Source organism: Serratia sp. CY27727 (genome assembly GCF_052169275.1).
Taxonomy (GTDB): Bacteria; Pseudomonadota; Gammaproteobacteria; order Enterobacterales; family Enterobacteriaceae; genus Serratia; species Serratia sarumanii.
In genome coordinates this window covers 46,325-62,998 of the sequence record NZ_JBJNLB010000003.1, presented here as the reverse complement: position 1 = coordinate 62,998, position 16,674 = coordinate 46,325, and the positions used below count along the sequence as shown (strand labels likewise).

At 53.3% G+C, this 16,674-nt stretch carries 16 protein-coding genes; 10 read left to right on the top strand and 6 right to left on the bottom strand.

Annotated features, from left to right (window positions below; all coding sequences use genetic code 11):
• Positions 1-207 precede the first annotated feature (207 nt).
• Positions 208-645, bottom strand: a complete 438-nt coding sequence (locus ACJ8HB_RS09925; RefSeq protein ID WP_072021585.1) for a hypothetical protein — start codon at positions 643-645, stop codon at positions 208-210.
• Positions 646-991: 346 nt separating this feature from the next.
• On the opposite strand from ACJ8HB_RS09925, the gene ACJ8HB_RS09920 reads away from it, so the two are divergent.
• The 3 genes from ACJ8HB_RS09920 to ACJ8HB_RS09910 all read left to right on the top strand — a co-directional run bounded on the left by ACJ8HB_RS09920 (position 992) and on the right by ACJ8HB_RS09910 (position 4,535).
• Entirely contained in the window at positions 992-2,482 is a 1,491-nt protein-coding gene (locus ACJ8HB_RS09920) for an AAA family ATPase (protein WP_072021584.1), read from the top strand.
• 10 nt (positions 2,483-2,492) lie between these two features.
• Positions 2,493-3,338: an HNH endonuclease gene (locus ACJ8HB_RS09915; protein ID WP_141240905.1), complete on the top strand. Its 846-nt coding sequence runs from the start codon at positions 2,493-2,495 to the stop codon at positions 3,336-3,338.
• A 1,029-nt stretch (positions 3,339-4,367) separates the two neighbouring features.
• Entirely contained in the window at positions 4,368-4,535 is a 168-nt protein-coding gene (locus ACJ8HB_RS09910; protein ID WP_162846236.1) for a hypothetical protein, read from the top strand.
• Here the strand turns inward: ACJ8HB_RS09910 and ACJ8HB_RS09905 are convergent.
• The 4 genes from ACJ8HB_RS09905 to ACJ8HB_RS09890 all read right to left on the bottom strand — a co-directional run bounded on the left by ACJ8HB_RS09905 (position 4,532) and on the right by ACJ8HB_RS09890 (position 8,152).
• Entirely contained in the window at positions 4,532-5,149 is a 618-nt protein-coding gene (locus ACJ8HB_RS09905) for a Fic/DOC family protein (protein ID WP_047569276.1), read from the bottom strand. The two genes, ACJ8HB_RS09910 and ACJ8HB_RS09905, sit on opposite strands and share 4 nt — an antisense overlap.
• Before the next feature lie 196 nt (positions 5,150-5,345).
• Positions 5,346-6,338: a Vgb family protein gene (locus ACJ8HB_RS09900; protein WP_223307175.1), complete on the bottom strand. Its 993-nt coding sequence runs from the start codon at positions 6,336-6,338 to the stop codon at positions 5,346-5,348.
• Between the two features lie 29 nt (positions 6,339-6,367).
• The gene (locus tag ACJ8HB_RS09895) at positions 6,368-7,339 is read right to left on the bottom strand and encodes an aldo/keto reductase (protein WP_047569270.1); all 972 of its coding nucleotides are present in this window, start codon (positions 7,337-7,339) and stop codon (positions 6,368-6,370) included.
• 12 nt (positions 7,340-7,351) lie between these two features.
• Complete coding sequence (locus ACJ8HB_RS09890; protein ID WP_052133462.1) at positions 7,352-8,152, bottom strand: SDR family NAD(P)-dependent oxidoreductase; 801 nt, start codon at positions 8,150-8,152, stop codon at positions 7,352-7,354.
• Between the two features lie 106 nt (positions 8,153-8,258).
• Here ACJ8HB_RS09890 and ACJ8HB_RS09885 point away from each other — a divergent pair, with 106 nt between their 5' ends.
• The 6 genes from ACJ8HB_RS09885 (at position 8,259) to chbG (ending at position 14,463) form a co-directional block, all read left to right on the top strand.
• Complete coding sequence (locus tag ACJ8HB_RS09885) at positions 8,259-9,152, top strand: LysR family transcriptional regulator (RefSeq protein ID WP_047569268.1); 894 nt, start codon at positions 8,259-8,261, stop codon at positions 9,150-9,152.
• Between the two features lie 416 nt (positions 9,153-9,568).
• On the top strand, positions 9,569-9,886 hold the full coding sequence (locus tag ACJ8HB_RS09880) for a PTS sugar transporter subunit IIB (RefSeq protein WP_004932561.1): 318 nt from the start codon (positions 9,569-9,571) through the stop codon (positions 9,884-9,886).
• A gap of 12 nt (positions 9,887-9,898) precedes the next feature.
• Positions 9,899-11,260, top strand: a complete 1,362-nt coding sequence (chbC, locus tag ACJ8HB_RS09875) for a PTS N,N'-diacetylchitobiose transporter subunit IIC (RefSeq protein ID WP_004932557.1) — start codon at positions 9,899-9,901, stop codon at positions 11,258-11,260.
• A gap of 43 nt (positions 11,261-11,303) precedes the next feature.
• Positions 11,304-12,689 (top strand): glycoside hydrolase family 1 protein, encoded by a 1,386-nt coding sequence (locus ACJ8HB_RS09870; protein WP_049233625.1) that lies wholly within the window; start codon positions 11,304-11,306, stop codon positions 12,687-12,689.
• Between the two features lie 15 nt (positions 12,690-12,704).
• Positions 12,705-13,553 (top strand): transcriptional regulator ChbR, encoded by an 849-nt coding sequence (gene chbR / locus ACJ8HB_RS09865; RefSeq protein WP_047569264.1) that lies wholly within the window; start codon positions 12,705-12,707, stop codon positions 13,551-13,553.
• A 148-nt stretch (positions 13,554-13,701) separates the two neighbouring features.
• Positions 13,702-14,463: a chitin disaccharide deacetylase gene (chbG, locus tag ACJ8HB_RS09860; protein ID WP_047569262.1), complete on the top strand. Its 762-nt coding sequence runs from the start codon at positions 13,702-13,704 to the stop codon at positions 14,461-14,463.
• A gap of 9 nt (positions 14,464-14,472) precedes the next feature.
• On the opposite strand, the gene ACJ8HB_RS09855 is transcribed toward chbG, so the two are convergent.
• A complete protein-coding gene (locus tag ACJ8HB_RS09855) occupies positions 14,473-15,852 on the bottom strand; it encodes an MFS transporter (protein ID WP_047569260.1) in 1,380 nt (459 codons plus the stop codon).
• Positions 15,853-16,095: 243 nt separating this feature from the next.
• Here ACJ8HB_RS09855 and pncC point away from each other — a divergent pair, with 243 nt between their 5' ends.
• The gene (pncC, locus tag ACJ8HB_RS09850) at positions 16,096-16,584 is read left to right on the top strand and encodes a nicotinamide-nucleotide amidase (RefSeq protein WP_041033341.1); all 489 of its coding nucleotides are present in this window, start codon (positions 16,096-16,098) and stop codon (positions 16,582-16,584) included.
• Positions 16,585-16,674 lie beyond the last annotated feature (90 nt).

Below are 16,674 nucleotides of genomic sequence, written 5' to 3'. Positions count from 1 at the left end.
TAAAATAATTTAAGACTTACCCGGTTTAGCTTTAGATATATAGTCTTGAGTCTGTTATGGACATTTCACATTGAATTCATATTTCTAATATACCTCCATTACCTATACTGTATCCTTTTGAACCGTTTAGGTAACCTGGATTTAGTTGTAATGATCTTTATTGTTTTTCTTATTGATTTAGTTTTTTTCATTGTTGCTTATCCCCTGTTATGCTGTTTTTCTATAAATATTGTTATTAAATTGATATTCTTTTATCCCTAAAACTTCGTCATATATTCGTGAAAAGGTAAACCATGATATTTCTTTTTGTTCTCGCTTTTTGTCCAAATAAATAACATTGCAACCACGGAAGGAGAATGATTTCCAGAAAACAACTGAGTTAATATTTTTAAGAAACAGTATGAAATCTTTGATCGTTTCATTCTTGGTCATGCCATAAGAGAAGTGTGCGTAAATTGAGAATATAGTTAGAATGTTTCTCTCTGTAATCATATGACGAGAGAAATAGGTAAGATAGAAATCATGGTCATAAGTGTAGCTTTTGCAGAAGCTTGAAAAATGTGGGTTGTACAATCTATAGAGATCTACATTTTTGTGCGTTTTAGAAAGATAACTTGTGAAGGTTGAGTAGTTTTGTTTTTTCATTTTTATTCTCCTTTATTGTTTTTGTTAAAGAGAATATATATTAAGAAATAAATAAAATTCAAATTTATTTTTATAATAAAGAGATATAAACGCTTCCGTTCTTGTGAAAAACAAATAACATATTTGTTTAATTGTAAAATTTTTCATTTAATGAATGGCTTAGTCTAAATTGCTGCAATTATTATTCGGATTTATGATTTGATAGAGGTCAGTGAACAATCAGATACGGCATACCCATCTGATCTATAAACACTCAAAGTATCATGCCATGGCGTATTAATTATCTTTATTAAAAAATTTTTTTGGGGTAGAATGGATGATTAAATAATAAATTTGAGAGTCTATTATGAAAATATTTACTAAGCATGACAGTAAAATTAAAGATAAAAACTTTCTACTTTTAACTGAAAATAACTGGGACGATTATTCTTATAAGTCTACTTTTGATCTTAAGATTTATATTAATGGTATAGAGCATCATATAGGTGAAGTTAAGATTATCGATAACACTATCGAAATTGGAAGGGTTGTTGTTGATAATGGAATTGATAATCTGGATGAACGTTTTTGTTCATTGGGACAAAATAAAGATTATTATGTTTCATTACGTAGACTTGGACAAGAAATAGAGAAAAGGGTGTTAGAGTCATTGAATGACTGCGCATATAATAATATTATTTATGAAAGTTTTTCTGATTTGACCCAATTCAAAACATCGGCAGTAAGATTTAGTACTGCTGAGCAGGCACTTATTTTTGCCAGAGAACTCTATACAAGAAATAATGAACAGGAAACTTTAAATGAGTGCCATTCATTTGTTTTTCAGAGTAAACTTAAAGGTTTTGAAGAGCCTTATGAGTTAAAGTTTTCCTTTGTTGAGCAACGTGATTCATTAATACCATCGAATATAAATATTATCATAGGGCGAAATGGCACAGGAAAAACGCAATTATTATCAGATTTAGCAAAAACAATATCTGGCTACGGCTATGATGATAAAAATGAATTGGTTAGTGCAAGGAAAAATAAATTCAAAAATACTACACATGGATTTGGTAATGTGATAGTTGTATCTTATTCCGCATTTGATAATTTTGAAATCCCAGGGAAAAATGATGAAGAAATAAAAGAATTGGATTCTCAGGGGCATATATTTGGTTATAAGTACTGTGGTTTAAGAGAAAGAATAGATGGCATTAATGAGTATAAGCTTAAAAATGTAGATGAAGTGGCAGATGAATTCAAAAAGAATTATGAAAAAATTAAAGAAGATGGGGCATTAAGCGATTGGAATGAAAAAATCAAACCTGTAATTAATGACCCTTCTTTTAGATTTTTAGATAAGAGGCAGTTTATAAAAAGTTTTGACAAATTAAGTTCAGGTCAAAAAATTGTTCTTTCTATTTTAAGTAGTATTTATGAGCATATCGAAGATAACAGTCTCGTCATTATAGATGAACCTGAAACTCATCTTCATCCATCTCTGATTGCGTCTTTCATGCATTCAGTTCGAGCTATGCTCACTAAGTTTAATTCATACGCAATAATTGCAACTCATTCACCTGTTATATTACAAGAAACACCTTCTAAATTCGTACAGGTATTAGATGGTACAATATTATCTCCGAAAGTAAAAAAACTAAAAAAAGAATGTTTTGGTGAGGAAATTTCAACTCTTACAGAAGATGTGTTTAAAGTTTCAATAGAAGACTCTAATTTCTATCAAACACTAACTACATTAGCTGGAGATGGATATTCTGCAGATGATGCTGATAAATTATTTGGGAAACGTTTAGGTATGACTGCAAGATCTTTCTTAAGTTCATTCGGTAAATAAAAGGTACTTAATGATGAGAAATTTGCCGATCCCAGCGACAGACGATAAAATTTCTTTAGATACTATTATAAGTGAAAAACGTGGTATCAATAAAACAAACCTTACTGCGATATCTCAAAATGTAAAAAATGCATATGACATGCATTTAGCTAATAGTACGGCACAAGAGAATCTTGTTCCGATTGTATTAAGTAGCGACCAAAAGGTTAGTTTGCATCATGCGTACACATCCAAAACTAAGACTTTTAAAACAATAAGTAGTAATATTCTTTTTCCTCCAAATATAGATGATTTTGATGAGTGTCCATATTGTGGCATCGGAGATCCATCAACACTCGATCACTATATCCCAAAAGAATTATTCCCAGAATTTTCAGTTTTTTCAAAAAACCTTATCCCCATTTGTGCAACATGTAATAGTTCTTATAAAAAAACGAAGTTTAAAATGCGAAATGGAAAGCGAATTTTTATTCATACATATTATGATGGATTTCCCGATCTATATTTTTTAACTGCTAACATTATCGTTAATCAAAAGATTAAAATTGATTTTACAATTAATTCTCAAATTTTAGAACCTGATTTTTCAGAGTTAATTCATAATCACTTCACTCATTTAGGATTGAATAAACGCTTTAAAATTAAAGCTGTTGCTGAGATATCGCGTAAAAAAGCAACTTTTCAAAGGATATTTAACACAAATCACTCTGCACAGGAATTGTCTGGCTTCTTACATGAAGAGGCCATTAGTTTGGAGAGGAGTTACTCAAAAAACCATTGGAAAACAGCTTTATATATAGCTCTTAGTAATTGCATGGATTTTTGTAATAATGGCTTTCTCAAACCATTAAAATAGAATGATTGGCAGGTGGTTTATCTATCCTGCCTTTTTTATGTTGATAACTTAATGTTTATTCTTTTCCAACCAAAGGGCGGAAAAGCAAGGTCAACCTGAAGAAGCATACGCAGTAGCTTCGTAAGGTTAGCCCTTGCTTGTCTTATAATTGGCATTACTCATTAAAGAACAATAAGATCTTCGCTTGCACAAGCGAAGCTATAATATAAATCTGGTGATTAATTATTATAAAAATATTTAACCAAAACCTATTGACATAAATAAAAAATAAGTTATTTATTAAGTATGCCATAAATAAAAGAGTTTTTATGTCATACGTCTCCTGCACCATGTGCAGTTAATATACTACTTGCCCTATATATGGGGATATTGGAAAGGTTACTTTGTTTTTGAAGTAGCCTTTCGTCCTTCAAGGCTCACCATCGCTTCTTGCTCCTACCGAAGCCAGTCAAGTCGAAGAACCTTTTCTATCTGAAGCGACTTCGAACACCCGGTTAAAGTCCAAAAAATGTATCCCATACGTAGACCAAAGAAAAATATACGATAATTACTGTATATTTTTCATTATGCTAGGTTGGTTACTCCGATACTGCTGCATCATCGGCGTATGCGAATCGAGTTTATCGGTGCTATTCATGCGATTATTTTTCCAATCCATTGAATGTAAAGGGAACTGTGATTTTCATTGTCGTCATTCGCTATCACATTGTTTCAGCAGGCGCCGCCCCATTCAGCGCTTGGCGGGCGGCGCAAATCAAATCATCAAAACGCCAAACGGCGCGCTCAAACCCGAGGTTTGCACAGACGCTTATACTAGCCCAGCGGGCAATCGGCTGTCACAGGTAAAAATGGGAAGCGCTGCGCAAGGAGGAGTTGTAACGAAGCGAGATTGTCGTTCGCCTGCGGGCAACAACGCAAGTCGCCGCCCGCTGAGGCGGCGTGGAGTTTATTGCGCGGCGGTGAGGGGCATGAAGTTATGTACAATCCTTGATATAATCTCATCAATGAATTTTCTGATCGGGGGGCGTCATGAGTAATACTAAAAAAGTGCCGGTGGGTTATGTTAAGCCATCTCGTACGGACATTGCCCGCTCAGTGGCGACATCAACGGCGGTTGAAACAGGTCAACCTTCAGCCAGAATTGAAGCTTCTTTAGAAGAAGTGCGTAAAAAATTCGCTCATCTGCGCCTTGCCTAATACTTTCTTAGTGCTTGGTTGACCCAGTGTTTCATCGGCTCGTAGTTCATGTTCATACCCGAGTGAATAGCCGAGATATATTGGGCTCTGTTTTGTTCCCAGCTTTGATAATCCAACGGTTTATGCCCACCCTGAACCGCCATCACATCGGCCAGCAGCCGTGACAAACGGCCATTCCCTTCTCTAAAAGGGTGTATGAGTATCAGTTCAACATGGATTATCGCGATCGCTTCTATCAGCTGTTCTTCGCTCATGTCTGAGCAAGGTGTGTAACTTGCCAGGTATTTCACTTCGAAATCGTCCAGTAGTTTGGGCAATCGCGTCGAAGGGGCAAACATGAAGCCTCCTTTGCTGATATTGACGGTTCTTGCTTGTCCAGCCCACGCATAAATATTGCCTAACCAGCGGTGATGCCATCCCTTAAGCATCTCGACGGTGATTCTTCCTAATGGAAAGTGCTGTTCGAAAACGGAACGGTAGAGCTGCTCCAGCAACACCAACTCGGCGCCGTCGAGTTCGTCGCTATCGGTGATGCCCAGCTTATTGGCTAGAACTTGCTCGCCGGATTCTTTCTCATATTGACCTTCGCTGCTGGAAACATGGTATCGGCTCATGAATACGCTCGATGATAATGAGGTGGGGGATAAGGCAAGTATAATCAGCGATGTGTAGTGGAACAATTTAATTAAAATCAGTTTGTTAAGTTAGAATTAATCATAGTTCTGATTAATACCATCGAAATAAAGATTTTCAATTCATTGGATGTTAACGGTACAACGCAAGTCGCCGCCCGCTGAGGCGGCGTGGAGTTTATTGCGCGGCGGTGAGGGGCAGGGGCAGTTGATAGAGACGGAAGCTGTCGGGCACTTCGGATTCATGGCCGGGCAGCAGGCGGTGGCGAATGCGCGATTCGCTGACGAAGGCGCAGCCTTGTGGGGTGATAGTCAGATTGACCGGCGATTCCATGCCTTCGCGCAAGACCTCAATCCGGTGCATGCCTGCCGCCTTGGGAGACGGGATCCGCAGGATCCGCCCCTGGCCGCTCTGGATCCCGTTTTCCAGCACGATCAGCGCGCCGTCCGGTGCCAACCCCATCCCGTCCGGGTTTTCAATCAGGCGCGGCAGCTGCATTTCCGTCAGCTGCGGCTTTGGATCGTTATAGCTGAGGGTGTAGAGCTTACCGGTGCCGAAATTGGCGACTGCCATCAGCCGGTCGTCGAGCAGCACGATCCCGGCGGCGCCCAGCCCGCTGGGGGCCGCTAAGCGTGGATCCTGATACAGCGTACTGAATGCCGCTTCGCCCGGCCGCAGGCGCAGGATGCCGCCGCCGCGGGTTTCCGTCACGTACACCGTACCGTCTGCGCCGAGCACGATATCGTTGCCCATTTCTCCCGCCGGCAGCGCCAGGCTGCGGTTGAGCGTGCCATCCGCGACGTTCAGCGCGTAGATGCGGTTGGCGCGCGTTTTGCCGCCGGAGAGGAAGTCCGGCGAATTGCCCCACAGCAGCCCGCGCCGTTCGTCCAGCCGCAGCGCGTTTGAGGCGAACACCGTGTCAGCGCCGGGGAAAAAGGTTTCCCACGCTTTACCCGGCCGTTTGCGCAGCACGTTGCCGCTGGTGATCAGGCCGACATACAGCGTGCCGTCCGCCGCGCGGGCGATGCCGTTGGGGTAAAGCGCGCCGGGCGGCAGCGTCATACTGCTTTCCGTACAGTGTGCATCGACGGCGGCCTGCGCCGGCGTGCTGAGGGTGAGTGCAGTAGCGAGGGTGAATAACGCCGCTCGCGCGGTCACAGCGTATGCCATGTCTTTCTCCTGGAATGAAGGAAAAGGGGTTACCAGCGCTCGGGGCGGGCAGCGTGCGCCATGGGCGCCTCCAGCGCGGCCACGTCTTCTTGCGATAGCCTGAGGTCGAGCGCCGCCAGCGCATCCTGCAGATGGTGTGGCTTGGACATGCCCACCAGCGGCGATGCCACGCCGGGTTTGGCCAACAGCCAGGCCAGCGCAATCTGCGCCGGGGGAACGCCGCGCGCGGCCGCCACCTCCGCTACCGCAGCGACGGTGCGTTCGACCTCGTTTCTGCCGCCGTACCAACGGGGGGCCTGCTCGTCGGTGGCGGCGCGCAGCGTGCCGCCACTGCCGGAGCCGGCCAGCACGCCGCGGGCCAGCGGCGACCAGGGCGTCAGGCCAAGACCTTCCTCCAGGCACAGCGGGATCAGCTCTTCTTCGTCTTCACGCGTCACCAGGTTGTATTGGCTTTGCAACGAAATAAACGGCGCCAGGCGGTGCTGACGTTGAAAGGCCAGCATTTTCATCAGGCGCCAGGCGTGCAGTGAAGACGCGCCGAGATAGCGGATCTTGCCCGCCCGCACCAGGCCATCGAGGGTGTCGGCGGTTTCTTCGATCGGCGTTTCGGTGTCGAAGCGGTGCAGCACGAACAGATCGAGGTAATCCGTTCCCAACCGCTGCAAGGAGGCGTCAATGCTGTGCAGCAGGTGCTTGCGCGATAGCCCCCGGCTGTTCGGCTGCGCGTCCATCGGAAAGTAAGCCTTGGTGGCGATCACCACGTCATCTCGACGGGCGAACGCCTTCAGCGCACGGCCGAGAATGCGTTCGCTTTCTCCGCCGGAGTAAATGTTGGCGGTATCGAAAAAGTTGATGCCCGCTTCCAGCGCCTCGCGGATAAAGGGGCGTGCATCCTCCTCCTTCAGCACCCAGGGGCGCCAGGCCGGATCGCCGTAGGTCATGCCGCCCAGGCAGAGGCGGGACACCATCAGGCCGCTGTCGCCAAGCCGAACGTAGTTCATGGCATCGTCTCCTCAGCGCATGCCGGCGATGGTGTAACCGCCGTCCACCAGCAGGCTTTGGCCGGTGATGAAGCGGGCTTCGTCCGTCGCCAGCCACAGCGCCACATCGCCGATGTCTTCCGATTCGCCCAGGCGGCCGGCGGGCGTGTGGGCGATAAAGGGCGCGAACGCCGCGCTGTCGGCCACGCTGCTGCGCGCCATCGGCGTGTCGATGATGCCGGGGTTGATGTTGTTGACGCGGATGCCCTGGCCGCTGTATTCGAGCGCCACCGCGCGGATCATCGCATCGAGCGCGCCTTTGCTGGCGGAGTAGCTGGATGAACCGGCCAGCGCGCCGTGGGTCAGCCAGGAGGAAGTGTTAACGATCACGCCGCCCGAGCGCTGAGCCAGGAAGGTTTCAATCTCGTATTTCATCGCCAGCCAGACGCCTCTGAGGTTAATGGCGATCACCCGGTCAAAATCTTCGCTGGTCTGTTCGGTGATGGGGGCGAAGTTGCCGATGATGCCGGCGTTGTTGAAGGCGATGTCGAGCCGGCCGTAGTGGGCGGTCACCGTGGCGAGCAGCCTGCGGATGTCGTCTTCCTGGGAGACGTCGGCCACGATGGGCAGGGCATCGCCGCCGGCGAGCGCGATGTCGCGCGCCGTGGCTTCGATTTCCGCCGCGCGTCGGCCGGCCAGCGCCACTTTGGCGCCTTCGCGGGCATAGGCCAGCGCGGCGGCGCGGCCGATGCCTGTGCCGCCGCCGCTCACCAGCACGACTTTGTCCGCCAGACGGCGCGGCGTTTCATGAGTTGGAGCTGTAGCATTAATCATCGCATCGATACCTGGTAATGGGTTCGATCGTAATGCTATGTTGTTAGATAACGGATAACTATCCGCTAAAAATTCATCTCACTATTAGATAATTTATATTAATAGCATGAAGAAACCCGAATTGTCCGGCCTGGCGGCCTTCGTGGCTATCGCCAGTGAACGCAGCTTCCGCCGCGCCGCCGCCCGATTGGGCGTGACGCCGCCGACGCTGACCCACACCCTGCGCGAACTGGAAGCGCAGGTGGGCATTCGCCTGCTGAACCGCACCACCCGCAACGTTTCGCCGACGGAGGCCGGTGAGCATCTGTTGGCACAGCTGGTGCCGGCCTTTACCGACATCGACGCCGCGCTGGAGAGCCTGAATGCGTTTCGCGAAGGGCCGCGCGGCCTGGTGCGCATCAACGCGCCGCGTTCGGCGATCGATCTCGCCATCGTGCCGCATCTGGGGCGGTTGGCCAGCGAATATCCCGGCATTACGCTGGAGGTGGTGGCGGACGAAGGGTTCGCCAACATCGTCGAGCAAGGCTTTGACGCCGGTATTCGGCTCGGCGAGGATCTGCACAACGATATGCGCGCGGTGCGCCTGACGCCGGATCTGCGTTTTGCCATCGTCGCCACGCCGGACTATTTTCAACGGCACGGCGAACCGACGCACCCGCAGGATTTGCTGCAGCACCGCTGCATCGGTTGGCGCAAGGCCTCTTCGGGCGAGCGCTACAAATGGGCATTTCAGCAGGGCGAGCAGCGATTTTCCGTGGCGGTCAACAGCCCGCTGATCGTGGATGACGCCAGGCTGCTGCTGCAGGCGGCGCTGGCGCACGTCGGCATCGCCTTCGCCATTGAACAGGAGGTGGAAGAACACCTCGCGAGCGGGCGGCTGCGGCGAGTGTTGGCCGACTGGTGCGCGCCGTTTCCCGGTTTTTACCTCTATTACCCCAACCGCAGGAACCATTCCGTGGCGCTGGCCACGGTGATCGAGTTGCTGCGTCTGCCCACCTAATCCTCTTCGCCTGCCATCGCGTTCGGAGAGCAGCAGGCGAATCAAGCTTGAACTATTTTTATTCCCTTTTCGTTTGTTCAGGCGCAAATAAATCCTTAAATTCTCGGTGTGTTTATAACTATCTGTTTATAATTGTTATTTGAGTATTTATTGCGAATATTCTGAGTTTACATCGGTTATTTGAGAGCCCGGTCACACTATTTTTTTATGCGAAATGTGAAGGGGGTCAAGCCATCAGGTCAAGGAGAGACGGTTATTCTCCCCCCTGGCTTACCGATCCGTTTTCATGCTCCGTATACTGTCTGCAACCAGGGCAACGTGACGGAAATTTTCATAAGGAATGTGCGTGAAGCAATCGTGATTGCATCTGGCATACAAATAACACAGGGTTTTTTTGATTATCTGAGGTGCTTGGTATGGAAAAGAAAAAAATCTATCTGTTTTGTTCTGCCGGTATGTCCACTTCCCTGTTGGTTTCAAAAATGAAGGCGCAGGCCGAGAAATACGAAGTGCCGGTGATCATCGCCGCCTACCCGGAAGCGCTGGCTGCGGAGAAAGGCGTTGAAGCGGATCTGATCCTGCTGGGGCCGCAGATTGCCTACACCTTGCCGGAAGTGCAAAAACAGCTGCCCAACAAACCCGTTGAAGTCATCGATCCGCTGCTGTACGGCAAGGTCGATGGGCTGGGCGTGCTGAAGGCCGCGGTGGCCGCCATCAAGAAAGCCAACCAATAACAGGAGGCCGCCGTGAATACCCTCATTGCCTCGCTCGAGAAGGTTATCCTGCCTTTCGCCGTAAAAATCGGCAAGCAGCCCCACGTCAACGCCATCAAGAACGGCTTTATCCGCCTGATGCCGCTGACCTTGACCGGGGCGATGTTCGTGTTGATCAACAACGTGTTCCTGAGCTTCGGCGAAGGATCGTTCTTCTATTCGCTGGGCGTGCGCCTGGACGCCTCCACCATCGAGACGCTCAATAGCCTGAAGAGCATTGGCGGCAGCGTGTACAACGGCACGTTGGGGATCATGTCCCTGATGACGCCGTTCTTTATCAGCATGGCGTTGGCCGAAGAGCGCAAGGTCGATCCGCTCGCCTCGGCGCTGCTGGCGGTGGCGGCCTTTATGACCGTCACGCCGTTCAACGTCGGCGAGGCCTATGCGGTGGGCGCCAACTGGCTGGGCGGCGCCAACATCATTTCCGGTATGGTGATCGGGCTGGTGGTGGCCGAGATGTTTGCTTTCATCGTGCGGCGCAACTGGGTGATCAGCCTGCCGGACAGCGTGCCGGCTTCGGTGTCGCGCTCCTTCTCGGCGCTGATCCCCGGTTTCATCATCCTCTCCATCATGGGGCTGGTGGCGTTCGCGCTGGCGCACTGGGGCACCAACTTCCACCAGATCATCATGGACGGCATTTCGGCGCCGCTGGCCAAGATGGGCAGCGTGGTGGGCTGGGTGTACGTGCTGTTCTCCTCGCTGCTGTGGTTCTTTGGGGTGCACGGCTCCATGGCGCTGGCGGCGCTGGACAGCGGCATCATGACGCCGTTTGCACTCGAAAACGTGGAGCTGTACAACAAATACGGTTCGGTCGAAGCGGCAGTGGCCGCCGGGAAAGAGTTCCACATGTGGGCGAAGCCGTTCGTCGACTCCTACATTTACCTCGGCGGCACCGGCTCGACGCTGGGCCTGATCATCGCCATCTTCATCGCCTCGCGCCGCGAGGATTACCGCCAGGTCGCCAAGCTGGCGACGCCGTCCGGCATTTTTCAGATCAACGAACCGATTCTGTTCGGCCTGCCGGTGATCATGAACCCGGTGATGTTCATTCCGTTCATCCTGGTGCAGCCGGTGCTGACCATTATCACCTCGCTGGCTTATTACTCCGGGCTGATCCCGCCTATCACCAACATCGCGCCCTGGACCATGCCGGTCGGCCTGGGGGCGTTCTTCAACACCAACGGCAGCATCATGGCCATGTTGTTGAGCCTGTTTAACCTGGCGGTCGCCACCGTGATTTATCTGCCGTTCGTGGCGATCTCCAACAAGGCGCAGAGCCAGATCGACGCGGCGACGGAAAGCGAAGAAGACATCGCCAAGGCGCTGAAATTCTAACTGTGGAACGGGGCGGCGCGGCCGCCCTGCGAGGGACGCGAGTATGGAATATCAATTTGCCGACGGGTTCTGGTGGGGGAGCGCCACCTCCGCGCCGCAGTCTGAAGGGGCGGCCGCGCGCGACGGCAAGAGCCGCAACATCTTCGACTATTGGTTCGAGATCGCGCCCGAGCGCTTTCACGATCGGGTGGGGCCGGCCGAGGCCTCGACCTTTTACGACCATTTCCGCGCCGATATCGGGCTGCTCAAAACGCTGGGCCACAATACCTTCAGAACGTCTATCTCGTGGTCGCGGCTGATCCCGGACGGTGACGGCGAGGTGAACCCGCAGGCGGTGGCGTTCTATAACGCGATGATCGACGAGCTGCTGGCGCAGGGCATCACCCCGTTTATCAATCTCTACCACTTCGATATGCCGCTGTGCATGCAGCAGCGCGGCGGCTGGGAAAGCCGGGCGGTGGTCGAAGCCTATGCGCGTTACGCCGATATCTGCTTCGGCCTGTTTGGCGATCGGGTCACCCACTGGTTCACCTTCAACGAGCCGATCGTGCCGGTGGAGGCCGGTTACCTGAATGACCTGCATTACCCTTGCGTGGTGGACTTCAAACGGGCGGTCACCGTGGCGTATCACAGCGTACTGGCGCACGCCATGGCGGTGCAGCGTTTCAGAGCGCGGGAGCTGCCGGGGAGCATCGGCATCATTCTGAATCTGAGCCCGACCTATCCGCGTTCCGACGCGCCGGCGGATCGGCAGGCCGCGCACGACGCCGATCTGCTGCTCAACCGCAGTTTCCTCGATCCGGTCGCCAAAGGGCGTTATCCGGCGGCGTTGCTGCAGCTGCTGGAGCGGCATGGGCTGATGCCCCACTGCGAGCCGCAGGATGCGCAGCTGATTGAAGGCGGCGTGGTGGACATCCTCGGCGTCAACTATTACCAACCGCGCAGGGTGCAGGCGAAAGAGGGGCGTCGTGCCGAGGGGCCGATCGCATCGCCGGAGGATTTGTTCAGTTACTATGCAATGCCGGGCCGCAAAATCAATCCGCACCGCGGCTGGGAGATCTACGAAAAGGGGCTGTACGACATCCTGATGGATCTGAAAGAGAACTACGGCAACCTGCCTTGTTATATTTCGGAAAACGGCATGGGCGTTGAGGGCGAAGAGGCGTTTATCGGCGCCAATGGGCGGGTGGAGGACGATTACCGCATCGACTTTATTCGCGAGCACCTGAAGTGGCTGCACCGCGCGCTGGCGGAAGGCTCGCAGTGCAAAGGCTATCATCTGTGGACCTTTATCGACTGCTGGTCCTGGCTGAACGCCTACAAGAATCGTTATGGGCTGGTGCGGCTGGATCGGGCGGATCAGCGCCGCACCATCAAGAAAAGCGGCTACTGGTTTGCCGAGGCGGCCAGACGCAACGGATTTGACTAACGGGAGGCCGGCGCCGTGTCCGACAACCGAATTTCGCTGAGTGCCAACGACGTGAAGCTGATTCGCGAGCAGGATTTTTTTAACTGCAAAGATTTTCACCTGTTTATCTACAACAAGGTGGAAAGCGCCACCGGGCTGCATCAGCACGACTATTACGAGTTCACCATCGTGCTGAGCGGCAAATGCTATCAGGAGATCAACGGCAAGCGGGTGCTGCTGGAGCGCGGGGATTTCGTCTTTATCCCCATCGGCTCCTACCACCAGAGCTTTTACGAGTTCGGCGCGACGAAAATCTTCAACGTGGCGGTCAGCAAAGCGTTCTTTGAAGAGCACTATTTGCAGCAGCTGCCGCGCTGCTTCGTCGCCTCGCAGGCCTACAGCCTGAGAAACGAGTTTTTGGCCTATATCGAATCGGTGGTGAGTTCGCCGCAGTTTCGCGAGGACGACTTCGCCGAATTTCTCGAAACGCTGACCTTCTATGTGATCAGCCGTATTCGTCACCATAATGAAGAAAACGATGGCGGCGATGATATCCCGCAGTGGCTGAAGAACACCCTGGCCGGCATGCATGACAAGGCGATGTTCGGCGAAAGGGCGTTGGCTAACATGGTGGCGCTGTCGGGGAAAACCCAGGAATATCTGACCCGGGCGATGCGGCGTTACTACCACAAGACGCCGATGCAGGTGATCAATGAGATCCGCATCAACTTCGCCAAGACGCAGCTGGAGGTCACCAACTATTCGGTTTCCGATATCGCCTTCGATTCCGGCTATGGCGATGTCAGCCTGTTCATTAAAAACTTCAAGCGGCTCACCGATGTGACCCCAGGCAACTACCGAAAAAAGTGCTACGGCCCTCTTTAGGGCCGCTCCCGATCAGTATCAACGCCGATATGCCGATGAGCTTCAGGCCGCCGGCCGGTTAATCATTCGATTTTTACCTTAGCGAAGGGGAATGCCGCGCCGGTCGGTCGGGCTTCCCTTGCCAAAAATTCATCCCGCGGGAGCCACTATGGAAAAACTACTGATCGTGAATGCCGATGACTTCGGCCTGAGCAAGGGACAAAACTACGGTGTTATCGAGGCGTATCAGCATGGCGTCGTTTCCTCTACCACGGCGATGGTGAACGGCGGCGGCGCACAGCACGCGGCGGCGCTCAGCCGGCAATATCCGGGGCTACCGATCGGGCTGCATTTCGTTTTGACCCATGGCAGGCCGCTGGGCGCCATGCCCTCGCTGGTCAACGAGCATGGCGAATTGGGTAAATGGCTGTGGCGCCGCGCCGAGGCCGGCGAGCTGCAGCTGGACGAGATCCAGGAGGAGCTGCAGCGCCAGTTCACGCGGTTTGTGACGCTGTTCGGCAAGCCGCCGACGCACATCGACAGCCACCACCATGTACATATGCAGCCGCAGATTTACCCGCTGGTGGAGGCGTTTGCGCAGGCGCAGGGTCTGCCGCTGCGCCTCGATCGCGAAGAGGCGAAACGGCGCGATATTGCGTTGCAGACGCCCTGCAGCACCGACGCGTTTGACGCGGGATTCTACGGCGAAACGATTTCCGAAGCCTTGTTCCTGCAGCGGTTGGCGCGCGCCGACGAGCAGGGCGCCGAGTCATTGGAAATGATGTGCCACCCGGCGTTCCTCGACGCGACGATCCTGCAGAGCAAATACTGCCACCCGCGCCTCGTCGAGCTGGATGTGTTGACCGCACCGACGCTGAAAGCGGCGATCGCCGAACGCGGTTTTATGCTGGGCTCCTTCCAGGATCTGTAGCGCCGCCGTTTACAGCATGGCGTGCGCCTTTTTCAGACCGGTATCCTCTTGCGGATCGGCCCCCTGAGGCAGGGGATCCGCCTCCTGTTCCTCGGGCTGTGGCTCGTCGACATCGGGCGCCGCTTCCGGCGGCGGCATGGTGTCGTGAATGATCTGCTCATCGAAGGTCGGATTGAGCGCCGGCGACAGCGGCGAACTGGCGAGGCTGTCCGGCAGCGGAATATGCGGCACCGGTGCGTCCTGCGCCAGCTGAGGTTCCTCCGCTTTCGCCGTGCGGCTGAGGGCCGCCAGCAGCACGCCGCACAGGGCGAAGAAGGCGTACAGGATATTACCGCCAAGCGGCTCGATCAGCGCGCCGACCGCCAGCGGCCCGATGCTGGCGCCGACGCCGAACGCCATCAACAGGCAGGCGGCCAGCGAGACGCGGCGCTCCGGCTCGATCAGATCGTTGGCCAATGCCACCACCAGCGGGTAGAGCGTAAACTGCAGCATGCTGACGACGAACCCCACCGCCAGCAGCAGCGGGAAATCGATGTGCGGCAGCAGCGCCAGCGGCAGCGCCGCCACGATCAGAAAAATGGCGTTGAGGCGCATCAGCAAGGGGCGGTTATAGCGATCCGACAGCCAACTGAGCGGGAATTGCGCCACCAGCCCGGCGAAGATGGCCAGCGCCATGAACAGGCCGGTTTGCTGCGTGGTTAAGGATTGCAGGCTGGCGTAGACCGGCGCCAGGCCGTAAAACGAACCTACCACCATGCCGATCACCAGCGTGGTGGCCAGCACCTTGGGAATGGCGCCGACAAAGTAACGCAGTTCCATCGGCGCCGGCGACATGTGGCGCGCATTGGTGCGGGTGGTGAGAGCGATCGGCACCAGGCAGAGCGCGAAGCACAGTGCGATCACCAGCAGCGTGGCGATGCCCAGATTGCTTTGCAGCATCAGCACGATCTGGCCCAGCGACATGCCGAGATAGGTCGCCGCCATATAGAAACCGAACACCATGCCGCGCTGGTTGGATTCCGCCTGGTCGTTCAGCCAGCTTTCCAGCACCATGAACTGACACATCATGCACAGCCCGATCACCAGGCGCAGCGCAACCCAGGCGGGAATGAACGCCGTCAGGCCGTGCCCCAGCACCGCGGCGGTAATGATGCCGGCGCAGGCCACGTAGGCGCGGATATGCCCGACGCGGGCGATGAGAAAGTGGCCGACCTTGCCGCCGATCACCAACCCGATGTAGTTGGCGGCGATGATGGCGCCGATCAGCGCGCTGCTGACGTGGATGGAGGCCAGCCGCAGCGAGACGTAGGTGGTGAGCAGGCCCGAGCCCAACAGCAGCAGCAGGGTGGTGGTGTACAACGGCAAGAATACGCCCAACGTTTTTTTCACACTATCGTCCTAATCTCTTCTGGTGCGCCCTGAGGCCGCCGCCGCAGCGTGCCGCCTCCGTGATGTTCCTTGTGCTGGTGCGCCGCCGCTCGCTGGGGCGCTTCTTTTGATACTAGCAGCTTGGCCGGGCGCTTAAAACCGCACCTCCTGCGAGGCGTTGCGCATTTCTGCGCGCCAGACGTCGCGCCGCCTTGATAAATGCTACTATCGGGCGCATATACCTGAATTCGCGAGGGAGGGGTTATGAGTGACGACCAACTGCGCCGGCTCAGCGTGCTGGCGGGGGAAAAACTGAAGGCTCAGGGCCGCTGGATCACCTGCGCGGAATCCTGCACCGGCGGCGGCATCGCCAAGGCCATTACCGATATCGCGGGGAGCTCCGCCTATTTCGATCGCGGTTTCGTCACCTACAGCAATGCGGCGAAGCACGACCTGCTGGGGGTGAGCGAAGCCACGTTGGCGGCGCACGGCGCGGTCAGCGAAGAGGTGGTGCGCGAGATGGCGATAGGGGCGCTGCGTGCGGCGCGGGCCGATCTGGCGCTCTCGGTAAGCGGCATCGCCGGCCCGGACGGCGGCAGCGCGGAAAAGCCGGTCGGCACCGTGTGGTTCGGCTTCGCCGGCAGCGATGGCCGGGGGCTGTCACGCAAGATGCAATTCGAGGGCGATCGCGATGCGGTGCGGCTGCAGGCGACGATTTTCGCGCTGCAAACCGCCATCGACGAATTTTTGTAAATTAGGCTTGATACTGTATGACCATACAGTATAATTAGTGACATTTCCTGCACAACATACATTCAGTGGCAGTGTGGGGTAACACCGGCA

Bases quoted from the DNA above. Each gene is read 5' to 3' on its own strand.
- ACJ8HB_RS09925 (WP_072021585.1), bottom strand. From the start codon at position 645: ATGAAAAAACAAAACTACTCAACCTTCACAAGTTATCTTTCTAAAACG.
- ACJ8HB_RS09920 (WP_072021584.1), top strand. From the start codon at position 992: ATGAAAATATTTACTAAGCATGACAGTAAAATTAAAGATAAAAACTTT.
- ACJ8HB_RS09915 (WP_141240905.1), top strand. From the start codon at position 2,493: ATGATGAGAAATTTGCCGATCCCAGCGACAGACGATAAAATTTCTTTA.
- ACJ8HB_RS09910 (WP_162846236.1), top strand. From the start codon at position 4,368: ATGAGTAATACTAAAAAAGTGCCGGTGGGTTATGTTAAGCCATCTCGT.
- ACJ8HB_RS09905 (WP_047569276.1), bottom strand. From the start codon at position 5,149: ATGAGCCGATACCATGTTTCCAGCAGCGAAGGTCAATATGAGAAAGAA.
- ACJ8HB_RS09900 (WP_223307175.1), bottom strand. From the start codon at position 6,338: ATGGCATACGCTGTGACCGCGCGAGCGGCGTTATTCACCCTCGCTACT.
- ACJ8HB_RS09895 (WP_047569270.1), bottom strand. From the start codon at position 7,339: ATGAACTACGTTCGGCTTGGCGACAGCGGCCTGATGGTGTCCCGCCTC.
- ACJ8HB_RS09890 (WP_052133462.1), bottom strand. From the start codon at position 8,152: ATGATTAATGCTACAGCTCCAACTCATGAAACGCCGCGCCGTCTGGCG.
- ACJ8HB_RS09885 (WP_047569268.1), top strand. From the start codon at position 8,259: ATGAAGAAACCCGAATTGTCCGGCCTGGCGGCCTTCGTGGCTATCGCC.
- ACJ8HB_RS09880 (WP_004932561.1), top strand. From the start codon at position 9,569: ATGGAAAAGAAAAAAATCTATCTGTTTTGTTCTGCCGGTATGTCCACT.
- ACJ8HB_RS09870 (WP_049233625.1), top strand. From the start codon at position 11,304: ATGGAATATCAATTTGCCGACGGGTTCTGGTGGGGGAGCGCCACCTCC.
- chbG (WP_047569262.1), top strand. From the start codon at position 13,702: ATGGAAAAACTACTGATCGTGAATGCCGATGACTTCGGCCTGAGCAAG.
- pncC (WP_041033341.1), top strand. From the start codon at position 16,096: ATGAGTGACGACCAACTGCGCCGGCTCAGCGTGCTGGCGGGGGAAAAA.